Origin of the sequence: Arthrobacter sp. CAN_C5 (assembly GCF_017875735.1) — a bacterium.
GTDB lineage: Bacteria > Actinomycetota > Actinomycetes > Actinomycetales > Micrococcaceae > Arthrobacter_D.
This window is the reverse complement of the sequence record NZ_JAGGMZ010000001.1, coordinates 1,497,706-1,518,039: the sequence shown is the minus strand read 5'-3', so window position 1 is coordinate 1,518,039 and position 20,334 is coordinate 1,497,706. Positions and strand designations below refer to the sequence as shown.

Sequence of the window (20,334 nt, the reverse complement as noted above, 5' to 3'; positions counted from 1 at the left end):
CCTACGGACTCCCGACCGGATCATTCAGTGCTCCTTCGGCCGGTTTCCCGGACAACCACCTCGGGCACTACCAAGTCATACATCACACGTCGCTTAGTCTTCATGGCAGCCACCCGATCTCGTGCCGTGAGGTGCTTGACGAAGGTGCGATACCACTTGATCACTTCATCGGGGTTGCCATCCATGACCAACTCGCCCTCGTCGAGCCAGATCACCCTGCTACACATATCCTTGATGGTGCCTAGGCTATGGCTCACGAGAAACACACAACCGGCGTTGGCGAGAAGTTCATTCATCCTCTGCTTGGTTCGGCCCTTGAACTGGTCATCTCCGGTGTTCAGCGCCTCATCGATTAGGAGGATCTCCGTATCCACTGCGGTGGCAATGGCGAACTGTAGCCGAGACCCCATCCCGGAGGAGTATGTCTTCATGGGTAAATGAATGGAATCCTCCAGTCCGGATAGTTCCACGATGCTCTGGTATTTGCTAGCAATATCTGCCTTTGACATGCCCATGGCCAGGCACCCCAGCATGATGTTCTGTTCCCCTGAGATGTCCGGAACCAACGCGGCGCTTACTCCTAGTAACGTTGGCCTGGCGGACGCGTAGACTGCGCCCGACGACGGCGGTACGCGCCCGTTGATGAGCTTCATCAGAGTGCTCTTGCCTGAACCATTGCGCCCTATGATTCCGACGGACTCCCCGTGGTGCACCACCACGGAGACCTCTTTCAGCGCCTGGAGCTTTACGGAGGTGTCGCGCCCGATGGCCCGTCGAACGGGCCGTAGCAGACGGGGCCCCTTCTGGGCTGCCTGCTGTTTGCTTTGGACCTGGTAGACCATGCTTACTTTGTCCACCACGACAGCAGGTTGCTCGGCCACGAATTCGATCTCACTGGTCACGGCCGTACGTTTCCTCTGCGTTCCAGAAATAGACAAGTCCCACTGCCAAGAAGCCCAATGCCCAGGCAGCCAGAATCGCCCATGACTCCCATGCGGGTAGTTCGTTGTAAAGAACGGACTGGCGAACAATGGTGAGCATCTGATAAATCGGGTTCCACTCGATAATCGCCCTGATAGTCGGAAACTGATCAAAGAGCGTTATCGGGAAAATCACACAGGAGCCGTACATCAGGAACCTGAGGGCAACCGACAACAGGTTCGAGATGTCGTTGACTTTCGAGACCACCCGCGCCAGAACCAGTCCGACACCCAGGTTGAGCACTGTCTGCAACAGGAGGGCGGGAACAATCAGGAGCCAGAGCCAGGAAATTTGTTCCTCGGGTGGGAAAAGGAGGATCAGCAGGAACATCGCTAGAACAACCGGCACACTGCCGAGTAGTTCGCGCATGTTCACCGATAACAACAGGGTGGCCCGGGGAAAGTTGAATGCCTGGACAACTTTAAGGTTGGACCGTATGGCTTTGGCGCCATTGGAAATGGCGCGGCTGCTCATCTGGAAGAGGAACACTCCAATAATGAGGTAGCCGATGAAGTTCTCTACGCCGCGGCTGGCCTGGAGGAGTACGCCGAAAATCAGGTAATACGTCAACCCGCTGAGCACCGGGTTCAGGATCAGCCAGATGCTGCCCAATCGGTCTCGACTATTGCCCGACTGAACGTTCGCCTTCGCGTCAAAGAAGACGAAATGTCGGTAGTCCCACAGCGCAACCAGGTAGTCCAGGAACGGAGGTTTTGCCCCGACCCTGGTCAGACCGCGAAGGTTGACAGAGGTCGGCACAACGTTAGCGCGACTCTTCCCTTTCGAATCTGCCATCAGGCGGAACACCTCAGTGCGGGGTAAGCGTCCAGCAGAGCAGCCGAGTTCCCGACCCAGGTCCGATTCGACAGCACCTGCCGGCGACCTGCGGCACCCATTGCAGCGGCCTCAGACTTGAGACGCGCACCACCGTCGGCAATGAGCCCACGGATACCGGACACCAGGGACGCTGTGTCCCCGGCTACGGTCAGCACCCCGGTGTCAGCCGAAACGATCTCGCGAAGGGCGGGAAGGTCACTCGCCACCACCGTCCGCGCACACGCCATCGCCTCGACTGGCTTCAACGGCGTCACCGCTCGGGTCACTTCCAGGTCCTTCCGCGGCACAACAAAAATATCTATGGCTTGATGATGAAGCCGAGCTTCCTCACGAGGCACTCGGCCGGTAAACGTCACGAGGGCCCTCACGCCAAGTTGTTCGGCCAGAGTCTTCAGCGAGGGTAGAGCCACCCCATCCCCCACGATCAGGCACCGCAAACCAGGAAGGTCTGCCACCAATTCGGCGAACGCCCGCAGAAGGTCATCCAGACCCTCGTAGTCGACGATGCTACTGACAGTGCCGACATACAGGCCGTCGCTGGGCAGTCCGAGTGACTGACGGGCGCTCCGTGAGTCCATCGGTTCGTCGAGGTACTCATCGCCCACAGCGTTCGGGCACAACAGAATCTTGCGCGGGTCTACTCCCTTGCCCACGATGTCCTGCTTCATAGCCTCACCCAACGTCACCACCAGGTTGGCACTGTGCATAACCTGCGCTTCACTTTCAGTGAAGAGCCTATAGCGTCCGCTCTTCTTTGCGGCATCGCTACGACTTGATGCCCAAGTGTCAGCCAATTGGCCGCGTACCTCATATACCCAGGGGATGCCCAACACGCGGGCAACTTCGCGCACCACCAGGCCATTCACAAAGTGGGTGGTGGTATGTAGAACGGTCGGCCGGATCCGCAGCGCCAGGGCCAGGAGTTCCTCAGCTTGCTGCTGCAGCCTGCCATCAAATCCTTCGGCCAGAGTCGAAGGCAACACCCGATGATAGGAGACACCCTCCAGCACATCGAGGTCGGCAGCGAAGAGTTTTCCCACCTGCACGGGATAACCCACGCGGGTTGCCGCATGCACATTCCATCCTGCGTCGTGCTGGGCTTTCAGGATGGAATGAGACCGATGGGCGTAGCCGCTACCGGTGTGGGGCAGTGAGTTCGTCAGGACGTGCAGCACCGTGCGGTCCCGCGGCACATAGCCCTTTACCGGTGCCACACTGGGTGTCCAGCCGGCAAAGACCCGACGCTCCGACTCAAGCCTCTCCGCCGAGCGTGGCCGTCCCGCCGCTTCCAGCACCTCCACAGCGCCACTCATGTCGCCGTCGTACCAGCGCCGTCGCGCCACCGTCCGGCTGGCATCCGGCGCGCCCGGCGCCTGGGCACGAATGAGGAATCCGTCCGCCATCGTCGGATACCCGGCGGCGAGCGACACCTCGGCCAGTCGGATGGCCGTTGAAGCCCGTCCGCCGGCGTCCAATGCCGACTGCAACACTTCCTGGGTACGGCCGCTTTCCCCGCGGAGATATGCGGCTACAGCCTGCGTCACCGGGCCACGATTTATAAGCGACGCCGCTCCCGCCGCCCGGTGCACAACGCCGCTGGGCAACCGGCGAGACACCTGAAGCAACAGCAAGAACGGGTCATCGCCCAGATGGCGGAGGGCTGTGACGCCCAACAATCGCGCATTGCGCAGCAAAGCCCCAACCTTCACCGGTGCGGGCCCCCAGCAACCTCAGCCAGAAGATCGATGTAGCTTTGGGCCAACGCCTCAATGTCGGCATTGTTCTTCACCCAGGCGCGTCCTGCGCCATTGACCTGGAGCAGCGAACGATCAGCGGCCAGCTTCCGCCAGAGCTCCGCAACGTCTTCCGGCGAACAGGCGACAATGTGCCCGGACTCGGCATCCTGAAGAATTTTCTGCGCCTCCCCCAACACAATGCCGGTGACGTGCCGCCCCAGAGACAGCACTTCGTAGGTCTTGGACGGGATGGTGGTCTCAAAAGACTTCCAGTCATCCCGCAGCGAGACGATGCAGCTATCGGTGCGGTTGTAGTACTCCCTGACCGCAGGTCCATAAACGGACTGATGGAATTCCACCGGGGCGTTCAGTTCGTGAGCCAAACGGACCAGCTCAGGACGCTGAACTCCATTGCCCACCATGGTGAGGCGCATCCGCTCCCCTACTAGCGCTGCCGCCCGGATGGGCACGTCGAGCATCTGGCTTTCCCCGTGATTCCCGAGGTACAGCACCTCGAGTCGATCCGCTTCCAAGGGTGGAGGAGCCAACTTGTCCAGCCCCCGCAGATCAACACCGTTGCTGACCGTTGCAACATTTTTCAAGCCACGTTGGCGGAGAGTCCGGGCGAATCCATGGGTCACAGTCACCACCAGCTCGGCTCGCTCCTGGATGGCCATAATAATTCGTTCAACTATCCCCTTGGCACCGCTGCGCACCAATTTGGCATCCCGGGCGATGTCCGGCCAGGCGTCCCGCATGTCAACGACAAGGGGCCGACGCATCAGTCGCGAGACCACAAACCCTGCGCCAAGGATGGGGAGGCTAGGCACGGTGACGATGATGACGTCGGGCCGTTTCGACAGGAAAGCAGCAGGGATACTGCAGGCCGCCGAAAAAAGGTGGTTGCTGAGTCGACCTAACCGGGTGTTCCGGTGCCAGAGAAAAGGGACCCGCCGAATGCGCTCCCCGTGTTGGCCGGCCATGCACATGAATGGCCGACCGGCTTGCCTGCGAGGCAGTGTCCGCTTACCAAAGGGAGCGTGGGCGACTGGTGCGACGACGTCGACGTCCCAACCGGCCGCGCGAAAGGATCGGATGAACTGCGTCCAACGACGCTGGGGCGGGCTATGCTCCGGGGCATATGAATGCGTCAAGAGTAAAATACGCAACGTACACCCCCAAAAGTGTCTCGGTTGCTTCGTGTCGAGCAGGATCAGGTTCAAGTGTAGACCGAAGGTCTCCTAACGGTCGTTTTAGCGCGCTCGAACATCAGTTATCCCGCTGTCGCCCGGGTCTATTTCTCGGGCTTTGGCCGCGGCGAATTGCCGCCCCGGAGCTTCGCGTAGTAGAGCACTCCCAGACCGACCAAACCTGCAATTACCAGTCCCCGCGTCAGTGGGCTTGAGCCCGCTGAGGCTTCCTCGGTTGAGCTCGCCTCGCTGACATCTGTTGCGGTTTCAGTGGGCTCCGGCGTGGCGGAAGGGGTAGGCGTCACCGTGCTGGGCTCGGGTGTTTCGGTCTCCTCGGGCTCCGCTGACTCGGTTATTTCCGGCTCCGGCGTCTCGGTTTCCTCCGGCTCCGGGGTTTCCTCGGCCTCGAAGGTGTCAGTGAGATCAACTACTCCACCCGTGACGGCGATCCACCGGAAGTCGGTATAGAAAAAGGTCGCCCGATCGATCAGATTGCCGGTCCCGGGTTCGATCAGGAAACCCGTGGGCGGGTGGATGGGGTACCCCGTGACCGGGTCAACCTCGAATCCGGTCGCCGGGTCAATGGCGGGCCCCTGCTGGGCAGGTTCAGGTTCCGGTTCCGGGGCGGGCGGCGGCGCCGGAGCCGGCGCTGGAGCGGGGGCCGGTGCAGGCGGCGGGGCGGGAACCGGACCTGGCTGAGGCTGCGGCGCTGGCGTCGGAGAGGGGCTGGGCGATAGGCCAGGCGTTGGCGTTTCGGTAGCCGCAGCCACTCCCGCACCGAGGCCCACGCAGAGCGCGCCGACCGTCAAGCCAGCGAGAGCGCGGCGCATCAATAATTTCATGGGTCCTTATTCTACTTCGGCGGGCCTTGAAAGAGCAGGCAGTACTACTGGGCAGCGGTTTCGACGTAGTCGCTCAGCGTGTCGGCATCCAGCGCTTCAGCGATCTCGGCGATGGCGGCGTCGTCCTTCACGATGATGGATTGCCCATCAGCAGACGTGCCGATGCCCTGGTTTGGCAGGGTGAAGAACTCCACGTCATTGCTGCGGACATTCCGCAGTGACAGCGCCAGGCTGCCGGCAGCGGAGGCGTCAAGACCTTCGTCGACGCTGAGATACGGCGAAACCTGGCCGACAATTTCGTTGATCTTCAGCGGGTTCGACAGGGTCTCGGCGGTGAGGAACTTACCCATGATCGCCTTGATGAAAAGCTGCTGGTTCTTCACCCGCTGATAGTCACCGTCCGTGAAGGCGTACCGTTCCCGGACAAACTTCAACGCCGATTCGCCCTGCAGGGTGATGGGACCCTCGGCGAAGAATTCGCCGTCGGCCCCGCGGGACTGGAACGCGATCTCGTTATCCACTTCCACTCCCCCCAGCGCGTCAGTGAGACCGGTGAAACCCTCGAAGTCAATGATGGCGACGTGGTCGATCGGTGCGTCAAACAGCCCTTCGACCGTCTGAACCAGAAGCGGCACCCCGCCAAACGCGGTAGCGGCATTGATCTTGTGCTCGCCGTAGCCGGGAATCTCGGTCCAGGTGTCCCGCATGATCGACATGACGTACACACCCTCCCGGTCAGCGGGAAGGTGCATGAGCATCATGGTGTCGGAGCGCCCCTCGTTGGGGACCCCGGGCAGGTTCTCGGTCTCGCCGCTGCCGCCGTTCTCGTCGCTGCCCAGCAGGAGAATATTCAGTGCTCCCTCGGCCTCAGCGGCCCGGGTGGGACGGTCGGTGCCTTCAGGGAACACCTCGGCAATGGTGTCGGTCTGCGAGTTATACGTGTTCGCGAGATTGAACAGGTATCCACCAGCAACGAGGCCGGCCACCAGCACCAGCGCGAGCGCCGAAAAGAGAACAAGGCGCCCCGGGCGCCTCTTTCGGGCCTTCGGTTCGACGGGGTCTTCAAGATAATTTGACACGACGGATTTTCCCCTGACATGAGACAGCTTCCTATCCTAACCTTCAACCGTGGGAGGACGCTGGGAACCGTTGCTGCGATTCACCTTCCCACGGCTACTAAGCTGGCACCATGCGTGCCTCCTTACTCCTCCCCCCGCTTGCCGTCGTCGTTCTGGGCATAACCGCCTGCTCGCCGATCGTTGGGGTGGAGGCAGCCCCGGATGCCGCGAACCCCGAATGCGCCTCGGTGATGGTGTCCCTGCCGGACGTTGTCGCCGAGAACGAGCTGCGGGAAACCGACAGCCAGGCGACCGCCGCCTGGGGAGACCCGTCCCAGGTGGTGCTGCGCTGCGGCGTCGCTGTGCCTGGTCCCACCACCGACGCCTGCGCCTCCGTGAACGGCATCGACTGGATCATCCAGGAAGAGGCTGAGGTGTGGCGCGCCACCACCTACGGACGCGACCCTGCGGTGGAAATCCTGTTTGACCCGAACGAGGTGGCGTCGAGCACCATCCTGGTGGATCTGGGCACTGCAGTGTCGGTGGTTGCTCAGGACTCCGAATGCCTGAGCCTCAACGACGAACTCGAACTCCCCACCGAAGGGTCATGATGGACCACACCACTCCCCTGTCCGGACGCCAGCACATCCTGCGGCACGGCGACTACACCGCCGTCGTCGCCAGCGTGGGCGCCTCGCTGCGTGAACTCCGCTACGCCGGACGCCACCTCACCCGGCACTACGACGCCGACGAAATCCGCCCCCAGTACCGGGGCGCGCTCCTGGTTCCGTGGCCCAACCGGGTAGTGGACGGCACCTACGACTTCAACGGGACCACCCATCAGCTCAGCCTGACCGAACCCGAGCGGGGCCACGCCCTGCACGGGCTCCTCGCCTGGGACGAGTGGCAAACGGTGGAGCACAGCGAGGCTTCGGTCCGGCTCCGGGCGACCGTCGTGCCGCAGAAGGGCTACCCGTTCCGGCTCTCCGTCGAGGTGCAGTACTCACTCGACGACGACGGCCTGACCACCACCGTGACCAGCGTCAACACCGGGCCCGACGCCGCCCCCTACGGCGTGGGACCCCACCCCTACCTGGTCGCCGGGGACGGCCCCGTGGATGAGTGGACCCTCACTCTGCCCGCCGACACCGTGTTGGAGGTGACCGAGGACCGGCTGATTCCCACCTCACTGGCCGCTGTCACCGGGGACTTCGACTTCCGCTCGCCCACCCGGATCGGGACGGCGTTCCTTGACCACGCGTTCACCGACGTCGGGTACGCCGACGACGTCGCGACGGTCAGCGTCACCGGCGCTGACGGAAACGGCGCGGCCGTCTCCTTCGGCAGGGACTGCCCGTGGGTCCAGGTCCACACCGGCGACCTGCCGGGGAATCCGCCGGAAAGCCGCGGAAGCATCGCCGTCGAGCCGATGACCTGCCCACCGGACGCGTTCAACTCCGGAACCAATCTTTTGGTCCTGGCGCCGGGGATAAGCCACTCGGTGAACTGGCGGATCCACGCCCTCGGGAAGTGAAACAGGTTCCCCTCGGTTACCTCCGGTAGACGCACTACTGAAGTGCCCAACGGGAGGAACCACATGTCAATCGTCATCACCGGAGCTACAGGCCACCTGGGCCGCAAGGTGGTCGAGCACCTGCTGGCGCGCGACGTCGATCCGTCAACCATCGTTGCCGGCGGACGCAACGACGACGCCCTGGCATCGCTGGCGTCCCTGGGAGTGCGGACGGCGCGCCTGGACTATGCGGACCCTGCTTCCCTCGACGCCGCCGTCGTGGGGGCCGAGAGGGTGCTCCTCATCTCCGGCACCGAGGTGGGCCAGCGCGTCACGCAGCACCAGGCAGTGATCGACGCTGCCGGGCGAGCAGGCGCCTCCCTCGTCTACACCAGCGCCCCCAAAGCCTCGACCTCTGCCCTGGTCCTCGCGCCCGACCATAAGGCGACGGAGGAGCTCCTCGAAAAGTCCGGCCTGACCCATACGGTGCTGCGCAACAACTGGTACACCGAAAACTACTCCGACACCATCCGGCAGGCGGTCTCCACCGGGAGCATCATGACCAGCGCCGGCAGCGGCAAGGTCGCCAGCGCCGCCCGCTCCGACTACGCCGAGGCAGCCGCCGTCGTCCTGCTCTCGAGCGCGTACGACGGCGAAATCCTGGAACTGGGCGGCGACGCGCCGTGGGACGTCGAGGAGCTGGCCGCCACCATCTCGGCAATCTCCGGGAACCACGTAACGGTCAACCAGCTCACCACCGACGAGCACAGCGCAGCGCTGAAGGGCTTCGGTCTGGACGATGGAACCGCCGGATTTGTCTCTGCACTCGACGCGAACATCGCGGCGGGTCTCCTCGCGGAAAGCGATGGAACCCTCTCCCGCGTGATCGGACGCGCGACGACGACGCTCCGGCAGTCGGTGGGCAAGCTGATCATGCCCACCGGGTAGCTCCTCCACAAGGAGCAGCCGGTCAGGAACTGAGAGCGCGGGCCGAGCGCTCCAGCGCCACCACATCCCGGCCGAACGACGCTGCCAGCAACAACAGGGAAGCAGCCGCCACGGGGACCGCGAGCGCTACCGGCGTCAGCGGGACCAGGATCACCACCAGCACCACCCCCTGGGTGGCAGCGACCACTCGCCGGAACTGGCTGAACTCCAGGTCGACCCGCAGCACCGGGCGGAACCACGATGCCGCCACGTAGAGGTAACGCATCAGGCCGATCAGCAGCGCCCACCAACCGACCGTCAATGCCACCGGTATTGAGAGCACCAGCAGCAGGATGGCATCGGTTTCCATGTCGAGGCGGGCACCCGCGGGGGACGCGGTGCCCGTCCGCCGGGCCACCGCGCCGTCGACCGCGTCCAGCAGCACCGCCGGTGCAGCCAGCAGGACCAGCCACCACGACCGGGTGGGCACGTCCCCCCAGAGGGACAGGACCACGATCGTGGCGCAACCCCCCGCGAGCACCGCCCGCAGCAGTGTGACCCGATCGGCAGGTCCCGAGTAGGACGGTCGGCGTCGCACCACACTCAACGCCGCGACGGTCACCAGCGTCAGCCCGGCGACGACGGCGGCCAGGTTGGTGACGTTGTGGGAATCGTTCAACGCCAGCAGGGTGATGCCAATCCCTGCAGACCCCAGCACTGCGCTCGACGCATCGAACAGCGCCCGTTTACTGACCCGCGCCACCGGCTTCTCTTCCGGGCTAGACGAGTGAGTTGAGCTTGTCCCGCAGGCCGTTCAGCGCGGGGTCACGCAGCGAGTTGAACACTGGTTTCAGGAATGGCTGGGCAATCCGCCGGAACCCGTTAAGTGAAAACTCGGCTGTGTAGGTGACGTCGCTTCCCGTCGCCGAGGGGACGACGTCGATCGAATCGAACGATACGAGGGTCTTGTTCGCCCCCCGCAACTTGATGTGACCCTCGCGCAGCTCGGTCACTTCGTACTCGATCGGCTGACGCTTCCCGCGGAATTCCGCCTCCGCGTGGTACTTGTGGCCCACGGCAACGGGGCCGATGGAACGCTTCTCGACCACCGGTGTGCCTGGATCCCATTCGCTGGTGTTCTCGAACTCCTTCAGGAAAGCGAAAGCCTGCGTGGGAGAAAGCGGTGTGCTGATGGTTCCCTTGACTGTAATCATCTACCCAGTCTACTGATCACATCTGCCAAAAGGTTGGGGGCGCCACCTGAGCGTGCAGGGCATAATCGAGTTATGTCTCCCCACAGCCAGTCGTACTGGACCACCAGCCCCGGCCACGGCGAACTCCGCACCGCTCCCCTGCCTCCGCTGGAGCCCGGCCAGGCACTGGTCCGCACGCTGTATTCGGGGATCAGCAGGGGAACCGAGACACTGGTCCACGATGGGCGCATTCCCCCGGAGATCGCCACCCTGATGGAAGCACCCTTCCAGGAGGGCTCCTTCGATGGTCCGGTGAAGTACGGGTACCTCTCCGTGGGGTTGGTCGAGGACGGCCCCGCATCCCTAGTGGGCCGTCGGGTTTTTTGCCTCTACCCCCACCAGGACCGCTACGTGGTTCCGGTGGACGCGCTGACCCTGATTCCCGACGACGTCCCCAGCGAGCGCGCCGTGCTGGCTGGCGCCGTCGAAACGGCAGTGAACGCCCTGTGGGATTCCCGGCCTTGCATCGGCGACCGGATCGCCGTCGTCGGCGGTGGCATGATCGGAGCCGCGATGGCGACACTGCTCCGCCGCTTCCCCCTGGCACGCCTCCAGCTGGTGGATCCGGACCCCACCCGCGCTGCGCTCGCTGAGCAACTGGGCGTCGACTGGGTGCACCCGGACGACGCGGCAGGCGACTGCGACCTGGTCTACCACTGCTCCTCCACAGCCGCCGGCCTGTCCCTGGGCCTGGGCCTGCTCGGAGATGAGGGCGAGGTGATCGAGCTGTCCTGGTACGGCACCCACTCGCCCGAGGTGCCGCTGGGGGCAGACTTCCATGCCCGCCGGCTCAGCATCCGGGCAAGCCAGGTGGGCACCATTGCCGCTCCGCGCCGGGCCCGCCGCACCCATCAGGACCGCCTCACCACCGCCCTCGACGCGCTGAAGGATCCCGCGTTCGATGCGCTGCTCAGCGGATCCTCGCCCTTCGAGGACCTGCCGAACGTGATGCGCGACCTGTCCAGCGGCACCCTCTCCGCCCTGTGCCACGTGATCGCCTACCCGGGCGCCGACCCCACCGCGTAACCCCCGTGCCGAGCCCGCGATAGTCTCGGAGTCCCGCGCCACCCGCTGTATCCACCGACCACAGGAGATCCATGTACCGCCTGACCGTCCGCGACCACGTGATGATCGCCCACAGCCTTCCCGACCCGTTCTTCGGCCCGGCCCAGGGCCTGCACGGCGCAACGCTGGTGGTGGAGGTGACCTGGCGGCGTCGTGAGCTGACCGAACACGCGGTGGTGATCGACATTGGCGAAGCCACGGCCATGCTCGGCGAGGTACTGGACGGGCTCCGGTACCGGAACCTTGACGAGCATCCCGACTTCGCGGGGGTCCTCTCCACTACCGAGGCAGTGGCCCGGTACATTGCCGACCGCCTGCAGGACCGGTTCGACACCTCACCCTTCGCCGGACTCGACGTGGTGCTCCGTGAGCACCCGGACGCCTGGGCCGGTTACTCGGTGGAGTTCGACCCGGCAGACGTGCCGGGCTAGCTCCCCATGGACCTGACCCTGGTGGATCCCGGTGCACCCGGGCCCAGCGGCGGCAGCATCTACAACGAGCGGCTGGCCGCGGCGCTGGTGGACGCGGGACATCGCATGAGAATGATCCCGGTGGGCGGCGACTGGCCGAATGCCGCTGCGCACCACCACCGGGTGCTGGCCGCTGCGCTGCGGGAGGGCCCTGCTGGCTCCGTGGTCCTGGTCGATGGGCTCATGGCGTCCGCCGCTCCCGATGCGGTGCGGGCAGCGGTCGACGCCGGCACCACCGTCTGGGTGTTGCTGCACCTGCCGCTTCCCGCGGAGGCCGGCCTCAGCGAGGCAGACAAGGCAGCCTTTGCGGCGTCGGAGGAGATGGCGTTGCGGCACGCCTCCGGAGTGATCTGTACCAGTAACTGGGCCCGGGAGGATTTGCAGCACCGCTACCTGTTGGATCGGGTGTACGCCGCGCCGCCCGGTACCGAACCGGCGGAGATCGCCATGGGGGACAGCAGCGGGGGCAACACAGGAAGCAACGCCGGCAGTCCCGCGGGGAACAACACGCCGCACCTGTTGATGGTCGGGTCGCTAACGCCCCGAAAGAACCATTCCGTGCTGCTCGCCGCGCTCGCCGACATCGTCGACCTGCCCTGGACCGCCTCCCTGGTGGGCGGACCACTCGACAGTCCGCACGCCACCAGGCTGATGGAGCTGGCCGGGCAGCTCCCGCCGGGGCGGGTGGCCTTCCCCGGCGTGCTGCGCGGGTCTGCGCTCGACGCCGAATGGGCGCGGACCGACCTGCTGCTCCTGCCCTCCGTGGCGGAGACGTTTGGGATGGTGGTGACCGAGGCACTGGCACGTGGCATCCCCGGTGTGGTTGGCCGCGGCACCGGCGCGGTGGAAGCCCTCACGGGCGGCACCCCGGAGAACGCTGGCGGGGACCTGGCGGGCGCCGTCGTCGACCCCTCCAACCCTGAACATCTCAGCGAACTGCTGCGGGCGTGGCTCACCGACGCGCCATTGCGGAAGTCGTGGCGGACCGCCGCACTTCGCCGCCGCGGTACACTGCCGACATGGGCCACTACCGCGACCACGCTGCTGAAGATCATCGACCCGTGACCGCTGCGGACCCCGACGCACCCCGACCGATCAGCAGCGACTGGCTCTCCCTCCGCCGCCCCGCCGACGAAGCCGCCCGACAGGCAAGCAAGCCCCTCCTCGCCGCGCTGCTGGATTTCCTCGCCGAAACCGGCGGTGCCGACAGCCGCGGGCCGGTGAGGATCTTCGATCTGGGGGCCGGGACGGGTGCCAACCAGGCCTGGCTCGCCCCGCAGCTAGCCCTGGCCCAGCAGTGGACCCTCATTGACCATGACGCTGACCTGTTGGACCACACCCTGAGTGCGCCACCGGTCGACGGCGTCACCGGCACGGCCGCAGTGGTCGCCGGGATCGAAGACCTGGGGCAGATTCTTGAGGCTGACACTGATCCTGCCGCCAGCGGTAATCCGGCCGCCGCTGACGGCGATGCCTCGAACCGGAAGCGGTTTGTCACCTGCTCGGCGCTCCTGGATCTCCTGACCCCCGCCCAGCTCCAGGCTCTCTGCGCCACCCTTGCCTCCTCGGGGACCGCCGCACTGTTCAGCCTCAGCGTCACCGGAGTGATGGAGATTGAACCAGCCGACCCCCTGGACGACCGCCTTAACGACGCCTTCAACCGACACCAGAACCGTGGGGACCGGGCGGGCGCCGAAGCAGTGAACCTGACGGCGTCCTTCCTTGCCGACGCCGGCTTCACCGTTACCACCGTTCAGACGCCATGGGAATTGACCGGTGACCACGCCCGGCTGATCGACCGGTTCCTCAGCGACCGGGTGGACGCCGTCCTCGAGGAAGACCCCACCCTTGCTGCGGAGGCGGGCGACTGGCTGGCCCGGCGGGCAGACCAGGCAGCGGCTGGCACTCTCCGGTTGACGATCGGCCACCGGGACCTCCTGGCCCTCCCACCACAACGGTGACAGCTCATCCCCCTCCAACTATCGCAATGACAACTACTACCCAATGAGCCTCTCCGCGCAGGCCCGCCGCCGCTGGCTGGGGGTTCTCCAGGCTGTGTGCGCGGCCGCCCTGATCTATCTGCTGGTCCGGGTGTTCGGCACCGGCCCGTTCGCCGCCGGACTGGAGGCGCTGACGTTCCCCTCAATTACCGCAGCCCTAATCCTTGGACTGCTCGGGACGGCTGCCCAGGCCCAGCGCTGGCGGCTGGTCTCCGGAGGCTTCCGGATGCAGCTTCCCGCTGGCGGTGCCCTGGCCCAGTGCTACGAGGCGTCCTTCCTGAATGCGGTCCTTCCGGGTGGCCTGGCGGGTGATGCCATTCGCACCGCCCGGCAGCGCTCGGCCTACCAATCGAGCTGGCTCAGCAGTATCGGCTCCGTGCTGGGCGAGCGCCTGGCCGGGACAGTGATCGTGCTGCTCGCGGCGGCAGCAGCCCTCCTGGCGGTGGACTGGCGTGTCTCGGCCGCGGTTGCCGCCGGCGCCATGCTGGTCCTGTTGGCCGCACGCCCCTCACTGCGACGGCTGCCCCACCGGACGGTCGCAGCCGTGTGGGCTCTGTCAGTGCTGGGCTGGGGATCGTATGCGGCACTGTTTGCAGTCTCGGCGGCCCTGACCGCACCGGAACTGGACCCGGCGGACGTCGTCGGTCTCGCCGCCATCTGCCTGGCCGGGATGTCGATCCCCCTGAGCCTGGGCGGCTGGGGACCCCGGGAGGGCGTCACCGCCGTCGCGTTCATGATGTTCGGCTACGCGGGCGCGTTGGGCATCGAGGTGTCAGTCGGCTATGGGCTGCTGGCTTTGGTCTCGGTCCTGCCCGGCGCAGCCCTCCTGCTGGTCCTGTTTGTCCGCGGCCTGCTAGGGAACGGGTACGGGGATGATCGCCGAGAAGTCGAACTCGGTGCAGACATCCCTGCCGAAGTCGAAACGCCGCACGGGCGCGGAGAGGGCTCCTGAGAGCGCATCACTACCCACAAACCTGATCCCGGGCACACCGTCGCCCACCAGGATCGGCGCGCAGGTCAGGTACAGCCGGTCCAGCGTCTCTGCCTCCAGGAAGCGTGAGACCGTCTGCCCTCCGCCCTCCACGAGCACACGGGGGTATCCGAGGTCTGCCAGCAGGTTCAGCAGGCGGTCCGGTGCGAAGTCATCGGCTGCCAGCCGCCGGGCGCTGACATTGTCGGCGAGATCAGTGGGAAGCATGGCGTCGGTGCCTACCAGCCAGAGGGTTTGAGCTGCGCCGTCGGTGAGGACCAGGGAGCTGGCGGGAATCCGGGCACGCGGATCCAGCACCACCCGGAGCGGGTTGGGCCCCTCGACCGCCCGTACCGTGAGCTGGCAGTTATCCGCGGTCACCGTCGACGCACCGATCACCACCGCATCCACGAGAGCGCGCAGCCTGTGCAGGTGTTCGCGGTCCTCGCTGCCGGTCACGAAGCGTGCATCGCCGGTCCGCGATGCGATGAACCCGTCCAGGCTCTGGCCGAGCTGGCCAATGACCAACCGGCCGTCGGGGCGGATGGCCTGCACCAGGGGACCGTAGCGGGTGATGAGCTCGGCGGCGAGGCCGAGCACAGACCCCTGGGGGACGGTGCCCTCGGTGAGCTGGCGCCAGACATCCTGGACCGGTTCGCCGTCGTGCCTCATCCGGGCTCGCTTCGTGGCAATGTAGTCGGCGTTCTCGGGCCGCTGTGCAATGTTCAGCCCGCTGCGCCCCGCGACGGTGATGCCGCCGCTCTCCAGGGCCTCCTGCTTGGCGGGGTTGGAGGAGAGCAGCCGGATGCGAGTGAAGCCGAGATCGCGCAGGATCTCGGTGCTCTGCACGTAGTCGCGTGCATCGACCGGTAGTCCCAGCGAGGTGTTGGCGTCCACGGTGTCGGCGCCCTGGTCCTGCAACGCGTAGGCACGCAGCTTCTCCAGGAGGCCAATTCCCCTTCCCTCGTGCCCGCGGACATAGATGACGACGCCGGTGCCCTCCTCACTGATCCGTTGCAGGGAGGCCGCAAGCTGCTCGCCGCAGTCGCACCGGTAGGACCCGAGGGCATCCCCCGTGAGGCATTCGGAATGCACGCGCACCAGCGGGAACGCCCCGTTGCTGATATCGCCCCTCACCAGCGCCACGTGCTCGTTGTTCCCGGAATCGCGGTATCCCACCATCCGGAACACGCCATAGCGCGTCGGCAACACTGTCTCGACAACACGTTCTACCTGTGAGGCGCCCCAGCCGGGGGCCGAATTGTTGGGCATAACCCCACAGTAGGCGACCGGCGCGGGCCCGCATTTCCTGGCCTCCGTGGGGCATTGTTTCCCGGCGAGCCGATCACAATGTCGTCACGGTTATGCAGTGTCAGTCACAGTCGCATAAAGAAAGCATGCTGACCATAGCCGGGGCTTTTCAGGCTTACTACCGTTGAGGGGAGGAACTGGCCGGGCATTCGGGACGTTGACCCAAATAGCTAGCCAACCGGCGGACAATACGTAAGCCGGTTACAGAGCACGGGCAGCCCGCTGGGGTGCTGCCGACATCCGAGCATAGGGCAGCATGGAATCGAAACGGCCATCATCCGACACCGGACGCCGACTGGCGAGCTCATATACAGCCCAGGACGGCAATCTGGCGGTCCTCATCAACTCTCCCGAATTTCCCATTACTTCCCGCATTCGCCGCCGTAGCACGGAAAGCGCTGAACAGCGCCTTTCTGGGCTGGAAGCCCTTCGCCGCCCGCTGGTGCAGGCCGTCCTGGACGCCCGCGAACTCTGCGAACGAACCTCGGAGATTCCGCTCGGCCCCGAAGCCTCACCTGCCGATGGCAGCGCGCCAGTCTCCGGCACCCCTACCTTCGGACAACTGTTGGTCTGCGCAGCCGTCAAGGATCTTGAGGAACTCGACGACCGGCTCCATGAGGCACGCCTCCGGGGCTAACGCTCTGGAGGAGCAGGTCAGCCGGTCAGCGCGGGGATGATGGCGCCTGAGAATACCTGCCACGCGAGCGCGGTCTTGGCAATGAGGCTCAGCGTGATGTAGACGCGTTCGCCGAAGAGGTAGTCCCGCCACGGCCCCACCTGACGGTATTGGAGCAGCTGGTTGATCGCGAACGTGTTGAAGAAAATGAACAGCGAGATGATGATGCCGTACACGAAAGCGGGCGGCTCCGCAGCGCTGGTCGACCCGGGGGAAATGAAATAGATCAGGATGACGATCCACGGCACCAATCCGACCAATGACCCGAGGATGAAAGGCAGAAAGTTTCCGCTGCCGGGTGTCTCGTATTTTTCCTGCAGGGCGCCAAAACCAATCATCGCTGCGTTGGCGGCGAACAGGGAAACCAGTGCGGCGACGTCGGTAATCCCGGTGGTCTGGGCAATCAACCAAATCATCACTGACGAACTGATCGAGTACTCGACCCAGCGGAAGTAGTTGCGGTTTGCCCGCAGCCCGGTCCCGTAGCGCGGGAAGAAGAGCGGCGATGCGACGGCAAAATGGAACAGCGCGGAGATCGCGAGGAAGAGGACAACTCCAGCGCCCACATTAACTGCGAATAGATCCACCCGCTCGGGGGGCAACGGGAACCCGGGTGGACCCGACAAATAGTCCGCGGTCACACCGAAAGTGACCTGCGTATCGAGCATTGCCAGGATGACCCCAAAGACGACGGCCTGCACCAGATGCAAGGACCCGGCCACAAGGTTGTAGGGGCGGAGACGACGGATGTTCTCGTCGGGTGTACGGGTTGCGCGCGCCATGGGAATCTCCTTGGGCAGTGGACGTTCTCCCTGTGTGATCCTCACGGTAACACCTGCGGATACCTACCGCGCGTGCTCCCTGGGACCTCCTGGTGACCGTCCCTGTCATCTTGCAGCAGCTGACAGTTTGTGTAAATCCCCTGGCGACCGATGCATCATTGGAAGTCGGCTGGGTAGATACTGCGCGTTTCCGTCCGGCGGTTCCGCCCCCGAGTCCAATCTGACGGATAAATTTTGGGCAGTACTTTGGCGGCCGCGAGCGCTGCATACATGACGGTGTTGATAGCGACGAAAGCCGCCAGAACTGCGAACAACTCGGAGTGCAGAACTGATTCCGGAAACAGGACCCCGGCGGGCACAACGGAGAGAACCGACATCGGTTAGCCCACTTCCTGGGGTAGGTGTTGTCCTTCGTGGGTGACGTGCTTCCAGGTCGCCTGCCGACGGAAGGCGATATCAAGGATCCCCTTGACGTACACAACGTTCAGGACCATGTCGAAGCACAATTCAGGAAACAGGGTGGCCGCCAACACGCGTGCGCGCCATCCACCCTTCCAGACCGTGACAACCCGTTCGATCATGAAGAGCACCCCCAGGCTCAGCCAGAAAGGGAACCAGATCCATTCCTCCAGCGACAGTAACGTCACCAGAATCAGTAGCAGGAAAGAGCCGAGGGCGATAACCCCATAGCCAATACCCAGCTGCTGAGCCCAGTACCGCATGGTCTGAGACCTGACGCCGTAGGCGCCCAGATTCTCCAGAGCGCCACGCTGCCACCTCAGCCGCTGCGCCCACAGGGTTCGCCAGCCTGGCATCAGTTCGGTGACCACAGTGCACTGGGCGGGCGACACCATCTGGGCGCCCAGCGACTTCAGCGCAATCGTCAACTCATTGTCCTCAGTCAATGCAGCAGTGTCATAGACCTTGCCCGGCTCGCCCGGGATCAGCACTCCGCGGCTCTCCGCCACGGTCCGGAGGGCGAGGGGGCGAAACATCGACGCTGTACCGGTCAGCACGAACACTCGACCCCGGCGTCGGCGGATTTCAGGTGCATACCTGATGTATTCGTTGCGCTGGAATTGGCCCAGCAACCCGTGGCCCTCCTCACCGTAGAAGAGGCCGCCAATGGCCATCAACGCCCTGTCCGCGGTGAACCGCTGGATCTCTGCCTCAAGAAAGCCGTCGTCCAGCCTGGTGTCGGCATCCATCACCATGACGACGTCGTTGTCCCGCTGGCCCGGAAGGAGTTGGGCCAGCGCCTGGTTGAGCGCTCCCCCCTTCTTGTGCTCATTATCGACAGAAATGAACACCTCAACACCAGCCCTTCGGGCGACGTCGGGAGTGGAGTCGGTGCAGTTGTCGGCCACCACGATCACCCGGTCGGGGGGATGAGACTGTGCCAGCAGCGAAGCAATAGTAGCGGGCAACGAAACTTCCTCGTTGTGGGAGGGAATCAGAACCGTCACCGTAACCGGACCCGCATACACCCCACGGGTGGCCGCCATGACAATCTTCGGCGCGAGCGGACTCGCTGACGCATCATTTGAGCGTCGTGACCTCGATGCGATGCGCCGTTCCAACAACGCAACACCCACCGCGAGCAACAGGGCCATAGCCACTGCCGTCAGGATCACTCGTAGCGTGGGCGCCTCGGAATCGTAGAGGACACGCCAGAAACCCAGGAGGTAACCCTCGGTCGGTTCGTCACGTACCTGCGGGTCTCCGCTGGCGACGGCAAACCAGAGAAGCGCCGCTGCGCCGCCTGCCAAAACCGCTATGAAAATGCCGACCCACCGCTGAAACCAATTAGCCCCCATTAGTGAAAGCTAACACAAGGGTCGCTCAGGCGAACTGACCCTGGTGCTTATCGCTGGGTATGTGCCCAGCGCTCCACGAGTTCCTCATGCGCCTCCAGCAGTTCCTGGGTGCGGTGCGGGTCCAGGGCGGCGAGCGCATCCAGCAACGAGATAGCCAGGACGACGGCGGCGGCGTGGGAATCGAATACCAGGTCGGTGCCGACGGGCGCGACCAGGAGGGCGTCGACGTCGTTCGCAAAGGGCACCAGGGGGCTGTCGACGATGGCCACCGTGGCCATGCCGAGCGACCGGGCCTGCGCCAGTGCCCGGACCGTGACCGCCGGGTACCGGGGCATCACAAAAGCCACGACCGCTGTGGCGCCATTGCGGTGCAGTTGCAGGATCGCGTCGTCCATGGAGGCGGCATCGGAGAGTACATGCACGTCTGGCAGTACCCGGCGGGCGAAGTACCCGAGGTACTCGGCAAGCGCGGCCGAAACCCTGAGGCCGATGATGCCAAGCGGCTGGGTACCGGCGAGCAGGTCGATGGCCCGCTGCATCTGTTCGCTGGCAACGGTGCGCTCGAGGGCGCCGATGTTCTGCTGCTCGAACTCGAGGATGGTCGGCCGTTCCGCACCAGCGCCGTTGAGCGCGGCCGTTTTGCCGCGCACCACGTCGCGGATGGCGCTGCGGAATTCGGGATAGCCGGGGTACCCCAGCGCGGTCGCCAACCGGGTGACGGTGGGCTGGCTGACCCCTGCCGCCTCGGCCACATCGATGGTCGAGGCGAAGGCCACGTCCGGGAGGGAGGCGAGCATGTATTGGATCACGCGGCGCTGGGTGGGCGAGACCCGGTGGCGGTGCGCCAGGTCCACCAGCCAGTCATGCGCGCGGTCGGCTGATGATTGGTCGCTCAGCACAGTCGGT

At 64.8% G+C, this 20,334-nt stretch carries 21 protein-coding genes; 9 read left to right on the top strand and 12 right to left on the bottom strand.

From position 1 onward, the window contains the following. Positions 1-20: 20 nt before the first annotated feature. The 6 genes from H4V95_RS07185 to H4V95_RS07160 form a co-directional block, all read right to left on the bottom strand. Positions 21-902 carry an ABC transporter ATP-binding protein gene (locus tag H4V95_RS07185; RefSeq protein ID WP_312883964.1) on the bottom strand — a complete coding sequence of 294 codons (882 nt, stop codon included), beginning with the start codon at positions 900-902 and terminating at the stop codon, positions 21-23. Further along, a complete protein-coding gene (locus H4V95_RS07180) occupies positions 892-1,788 on the bottom strand; it encodes an ABC transporter permease (protein WP_312883963.1) in 897 nt (298 codons plus the stop codon). The genes H4V95_RS07185 and H4V95_RS07180 overlap by 11 nt, the downstream gene beginning before the upstream one ends. After that, on the bottom strand, positions 1,776-3,362 hold the full coding sequence (locus H4V95_RS07175) for a glycosyltransferase family 4 protein (RefSeq protein WP_312883962.1): 1,587 nt from the start codon (positions 3,360-3,362) through the stop codon (positions 1,776-1,778). The genes H4V95_RS07180 and H4V95_RS07175 overlap by 13 nt, the downstream gene beginning before the upstream one ends. A gap of 161 nt (positions 3,363-3,523) precedes the next feature. Continuing rightward, the gene (locus tag H4V95_RS07170; protein WP_245345609.1) at positions 3,524-4,708 is read right to left on the bottom strand and encodes a glycosyltransferase family 4 protein; all 1,185 of its coding nucleotides are present in this window, start codon (positions 4,706-4,708) and stop codon (positions 3,524-3,526) included. A gap of 140 nt (positions 4,709-4,848) precedes the next feature. Next, positions 4,849-5,586 (bottom strand): hypothetical protein, encoded by a 738-nt coding sequence (locus H4V95_RS07165; protein WP_209729582.1) that lies wholly within the window; start codon positions 5,584-5,586, stop codon positions 4,849-4,851. Between the two features lie 44 nt (positions 5,587-5,630). Next, positions 5,631-6,665: an LCP family protein gene (locus H4V95_RS07160; protein ID WP_209729580.1), complete on the bottom strand. Its 1,035-nt coding sequence runs from the start codon at positions 6,663-6,665 to the stop codon at positions 5,631-5,633. A 110-nt stretch (positions 6,666-6,775) separates the two neighbouring features. Between H4V95_RS07160 and H4V95_RS07155 the strand changes: the two genes are divergently transcribed. From H4V95_RS07155 to H4V95_RS07145, 3 genes are all read left to right on the top strand, one after another. Continuing rightward, the gene (locus H4V95_RS07155) at positions 6,776-7,255 is read left to right on the top strand and encodes a DUF3515 family protein (RefSeq protein ID WP_209729578.1); all 480 of its coding nucleotides are present in this window, start codon (positions 6,776-6,778) and stop codon (positions 7,253-7,255) included. Continuing rightward, positions 7,255-8,178 (top strand): aldose 1-epimerase family protein, encoded by a 924-nt coding sequence (locus tag H4V95_RS07150; RefSeq protein ID WP_209731305.1) that lies wholly within the window; start codon positions 7,255-7,257, stop codon positions 8,176-8,178. The genes H4V95_RS07155 and H4V95_RS07150 overlap by 1 nt, the downstream gene beginning before the upstream one ends. Before the next feature lie 63 nt (positions 8,179-8,241). Continuing rightward, positions 8,242-9,105 carry an SDR family oxidoreductase gene (locus H4V95_RS07145; RefSeq protein ID WP_209729576.1) on the top strand — a complete coding sequence of 288 codons (864 nt, stop codon included), beginning with the start codon at positions 8,242-8,244 and terminating at the stop codon, positions 9,103-9,105. Between the two features lie 22 nt (positions 9,106-9,127). Here the strand turns inward: H4V95_RS07145 and H4V95_RS07140 are convergent, their stop codons facing one another. Then, complete coding sequence (locus H4V95_RS07140) at positions 9,128-9,847, bottom strand: CDP-alcohol phosphatidyltransferase family protein (protein ID WP_209729573.1); 720 nt, start codon at positions 9,845-9,847, stop codon at positions 9,128-9,130. A 16-nt stretch (positions 9,848-9,863) separates the two neighbouring features. Beyond that, complete coding sequence (locus tag H4V95_RS07135) at positions 9,864-10,298, bottom strand: SRPBCC family protein (RefSeq protein ID WP_209729571.1); 435 nt, start codon at positions 10,296-10,298, stop codon at positions 9,864-9,866. A gap of 72 nt (positions 10,299-10,370) precedes the next feature. On the opposite strand from H4V95_RS07135, the gene H4V95_RS07130 reads away from it, so the two are divergent. The 5 genes from H4V95_RS07130 to H4V95_RS07110 all read left to right on the top strand — a co-directional run bounded on the left by H4V95_RS07130 (position 10,371) and on the right by H4V95_RS07110 (position 14,824). Beyond that, positions 10,371-11,363, top strand: a complete 993-nt coding sequence (locus H4V95_RS07130; protein ID WP_209729569.1) for a zinc-binding alcohol dehydrogenase — start codon at positions 10,371-10,373, stop codon at positions 11,361-11,363. A gap of 71 nt (positions 11,364-11,434) precedes the next feature. After that, positions 11,435-11,833, top strand: a complete 399-nt coding sequence (locus tag H4V95_RS07125) for a 6-carboxytetrahydropterin synthase (RefSeq protein ID WP_196865892.1) — start codon at positions 11,435-11,437, stop codon at positions 11,831-11,833. Positions 11,834-11,839: 6 nt separating this feature from the next. Next, a complete protein-coding gene (locus tag H4V95_RS07120; protein WP_209729567.1) occupies positions 11,840-12,937 on the top strand; it encodes a glycosyltransferase family 4 protein in 1,098 nt (365 codons plus the stop codon). After that, positions 12,892-13,833, top strand: a complete 942-nt coding sequence (locus H4V95_RS07115) for a hypothetical protein (RefSeq protein ID WP_209729565.1) — start codon at positions 12,892-12,894, stop codon at positions 13,831-13,833. The genes H4V95_RS07120 and H4V95_RS07115 overlap by 46 nt, the downstream gene beginning before the upstream one ends. Positions 13,834-13,876: 43 nt before the next feature. Continuing rightward, positions 13,877-14,824 carry a lysylphosphatidylglycerol synthase transmembrane domain-containing protein gene (locus H4V95_RS07110; protein WP_209729564.1) on the top strand — a complete coding sequence of 316 codons (948 nt, stop codon included), beginning with the start codon at positions 13,877-13,879 and terminating at the stop codon, positions 14,822-14,824. On the opposite strand, the gene ribA is transcribed toward H4V95_RS07110, so the two are convergent. After that, a complete protein-coding gene (gene ribA / locus H4V95_RS07105) occupies positions 14,726-16,114 on the bottom strand; it encodes a GTP cyclohydrolase II (RefSeq protein ID WP_209729562.1) in 1,389 nt (462 codons plus the stop codon). The genes H4V95_RS07110 and ribA overlap by 99 nt on opposite strands. 295 nt (positions 16,115-16,409) lie before the next feature. Here ribA and H4V95_RS07100 point away from each other — a divergent pair, with 295 nt between their 5' ends. Continuing rightward, positions 16,410-16,790, top strand: coding sequence for a hypothetical protein (locus H4V95_RS07100; protein WP_196865887.1), 381 nt, complete (start codon positions 16,410-16,412; stop codon positions 16,788-16,790). Positions 16,791-16,807: 17 nt separating this feature from the next. Here the strand turns inward: H4V95_RS07100 and heR are convergent, their stop codons facing one another. The 3 genes from heR to H4V95_RS07085 form a co-directional block, all read right to left on the bottom strand. Next, positions 16,808-17,611: a heliorhodopsin HeR gene (gene heR, locus H4V95_RS07095; protein WP_196865886.1), complete on the bottom strand. Its 804-nt coding sequence runs from the start codon at positions 17,609-17,611 to the stop codon at positions 16,808-16,810. 380 nt (positions 17,612-17,991) lie between these two features. Then, a complete protein-coding gene (locus H4V95_RS07090; protein WP_209729560.1) occupies positions 17,992-19,428 on the bottom strand; it encodes a glycosyltransferase family 2 protein in 1,437 nt (478 codons plus the stop codon). Positions 19,429-19,475: 47 nt separating this feature from the next. Further along, on the bottom strand, positions 19,476-20,327 hold the full coding sequence (locus H4V95_RS07085; protein ID WP_196865884.1) for a MurR/RpiR family transcriptional regulator: 852 nt from the start codon (positions 20,325-20,327) through the stop codon (positions 19,476-19,478). Positions 20,328-20,334 lie beyond the last annotated feature (7 nt).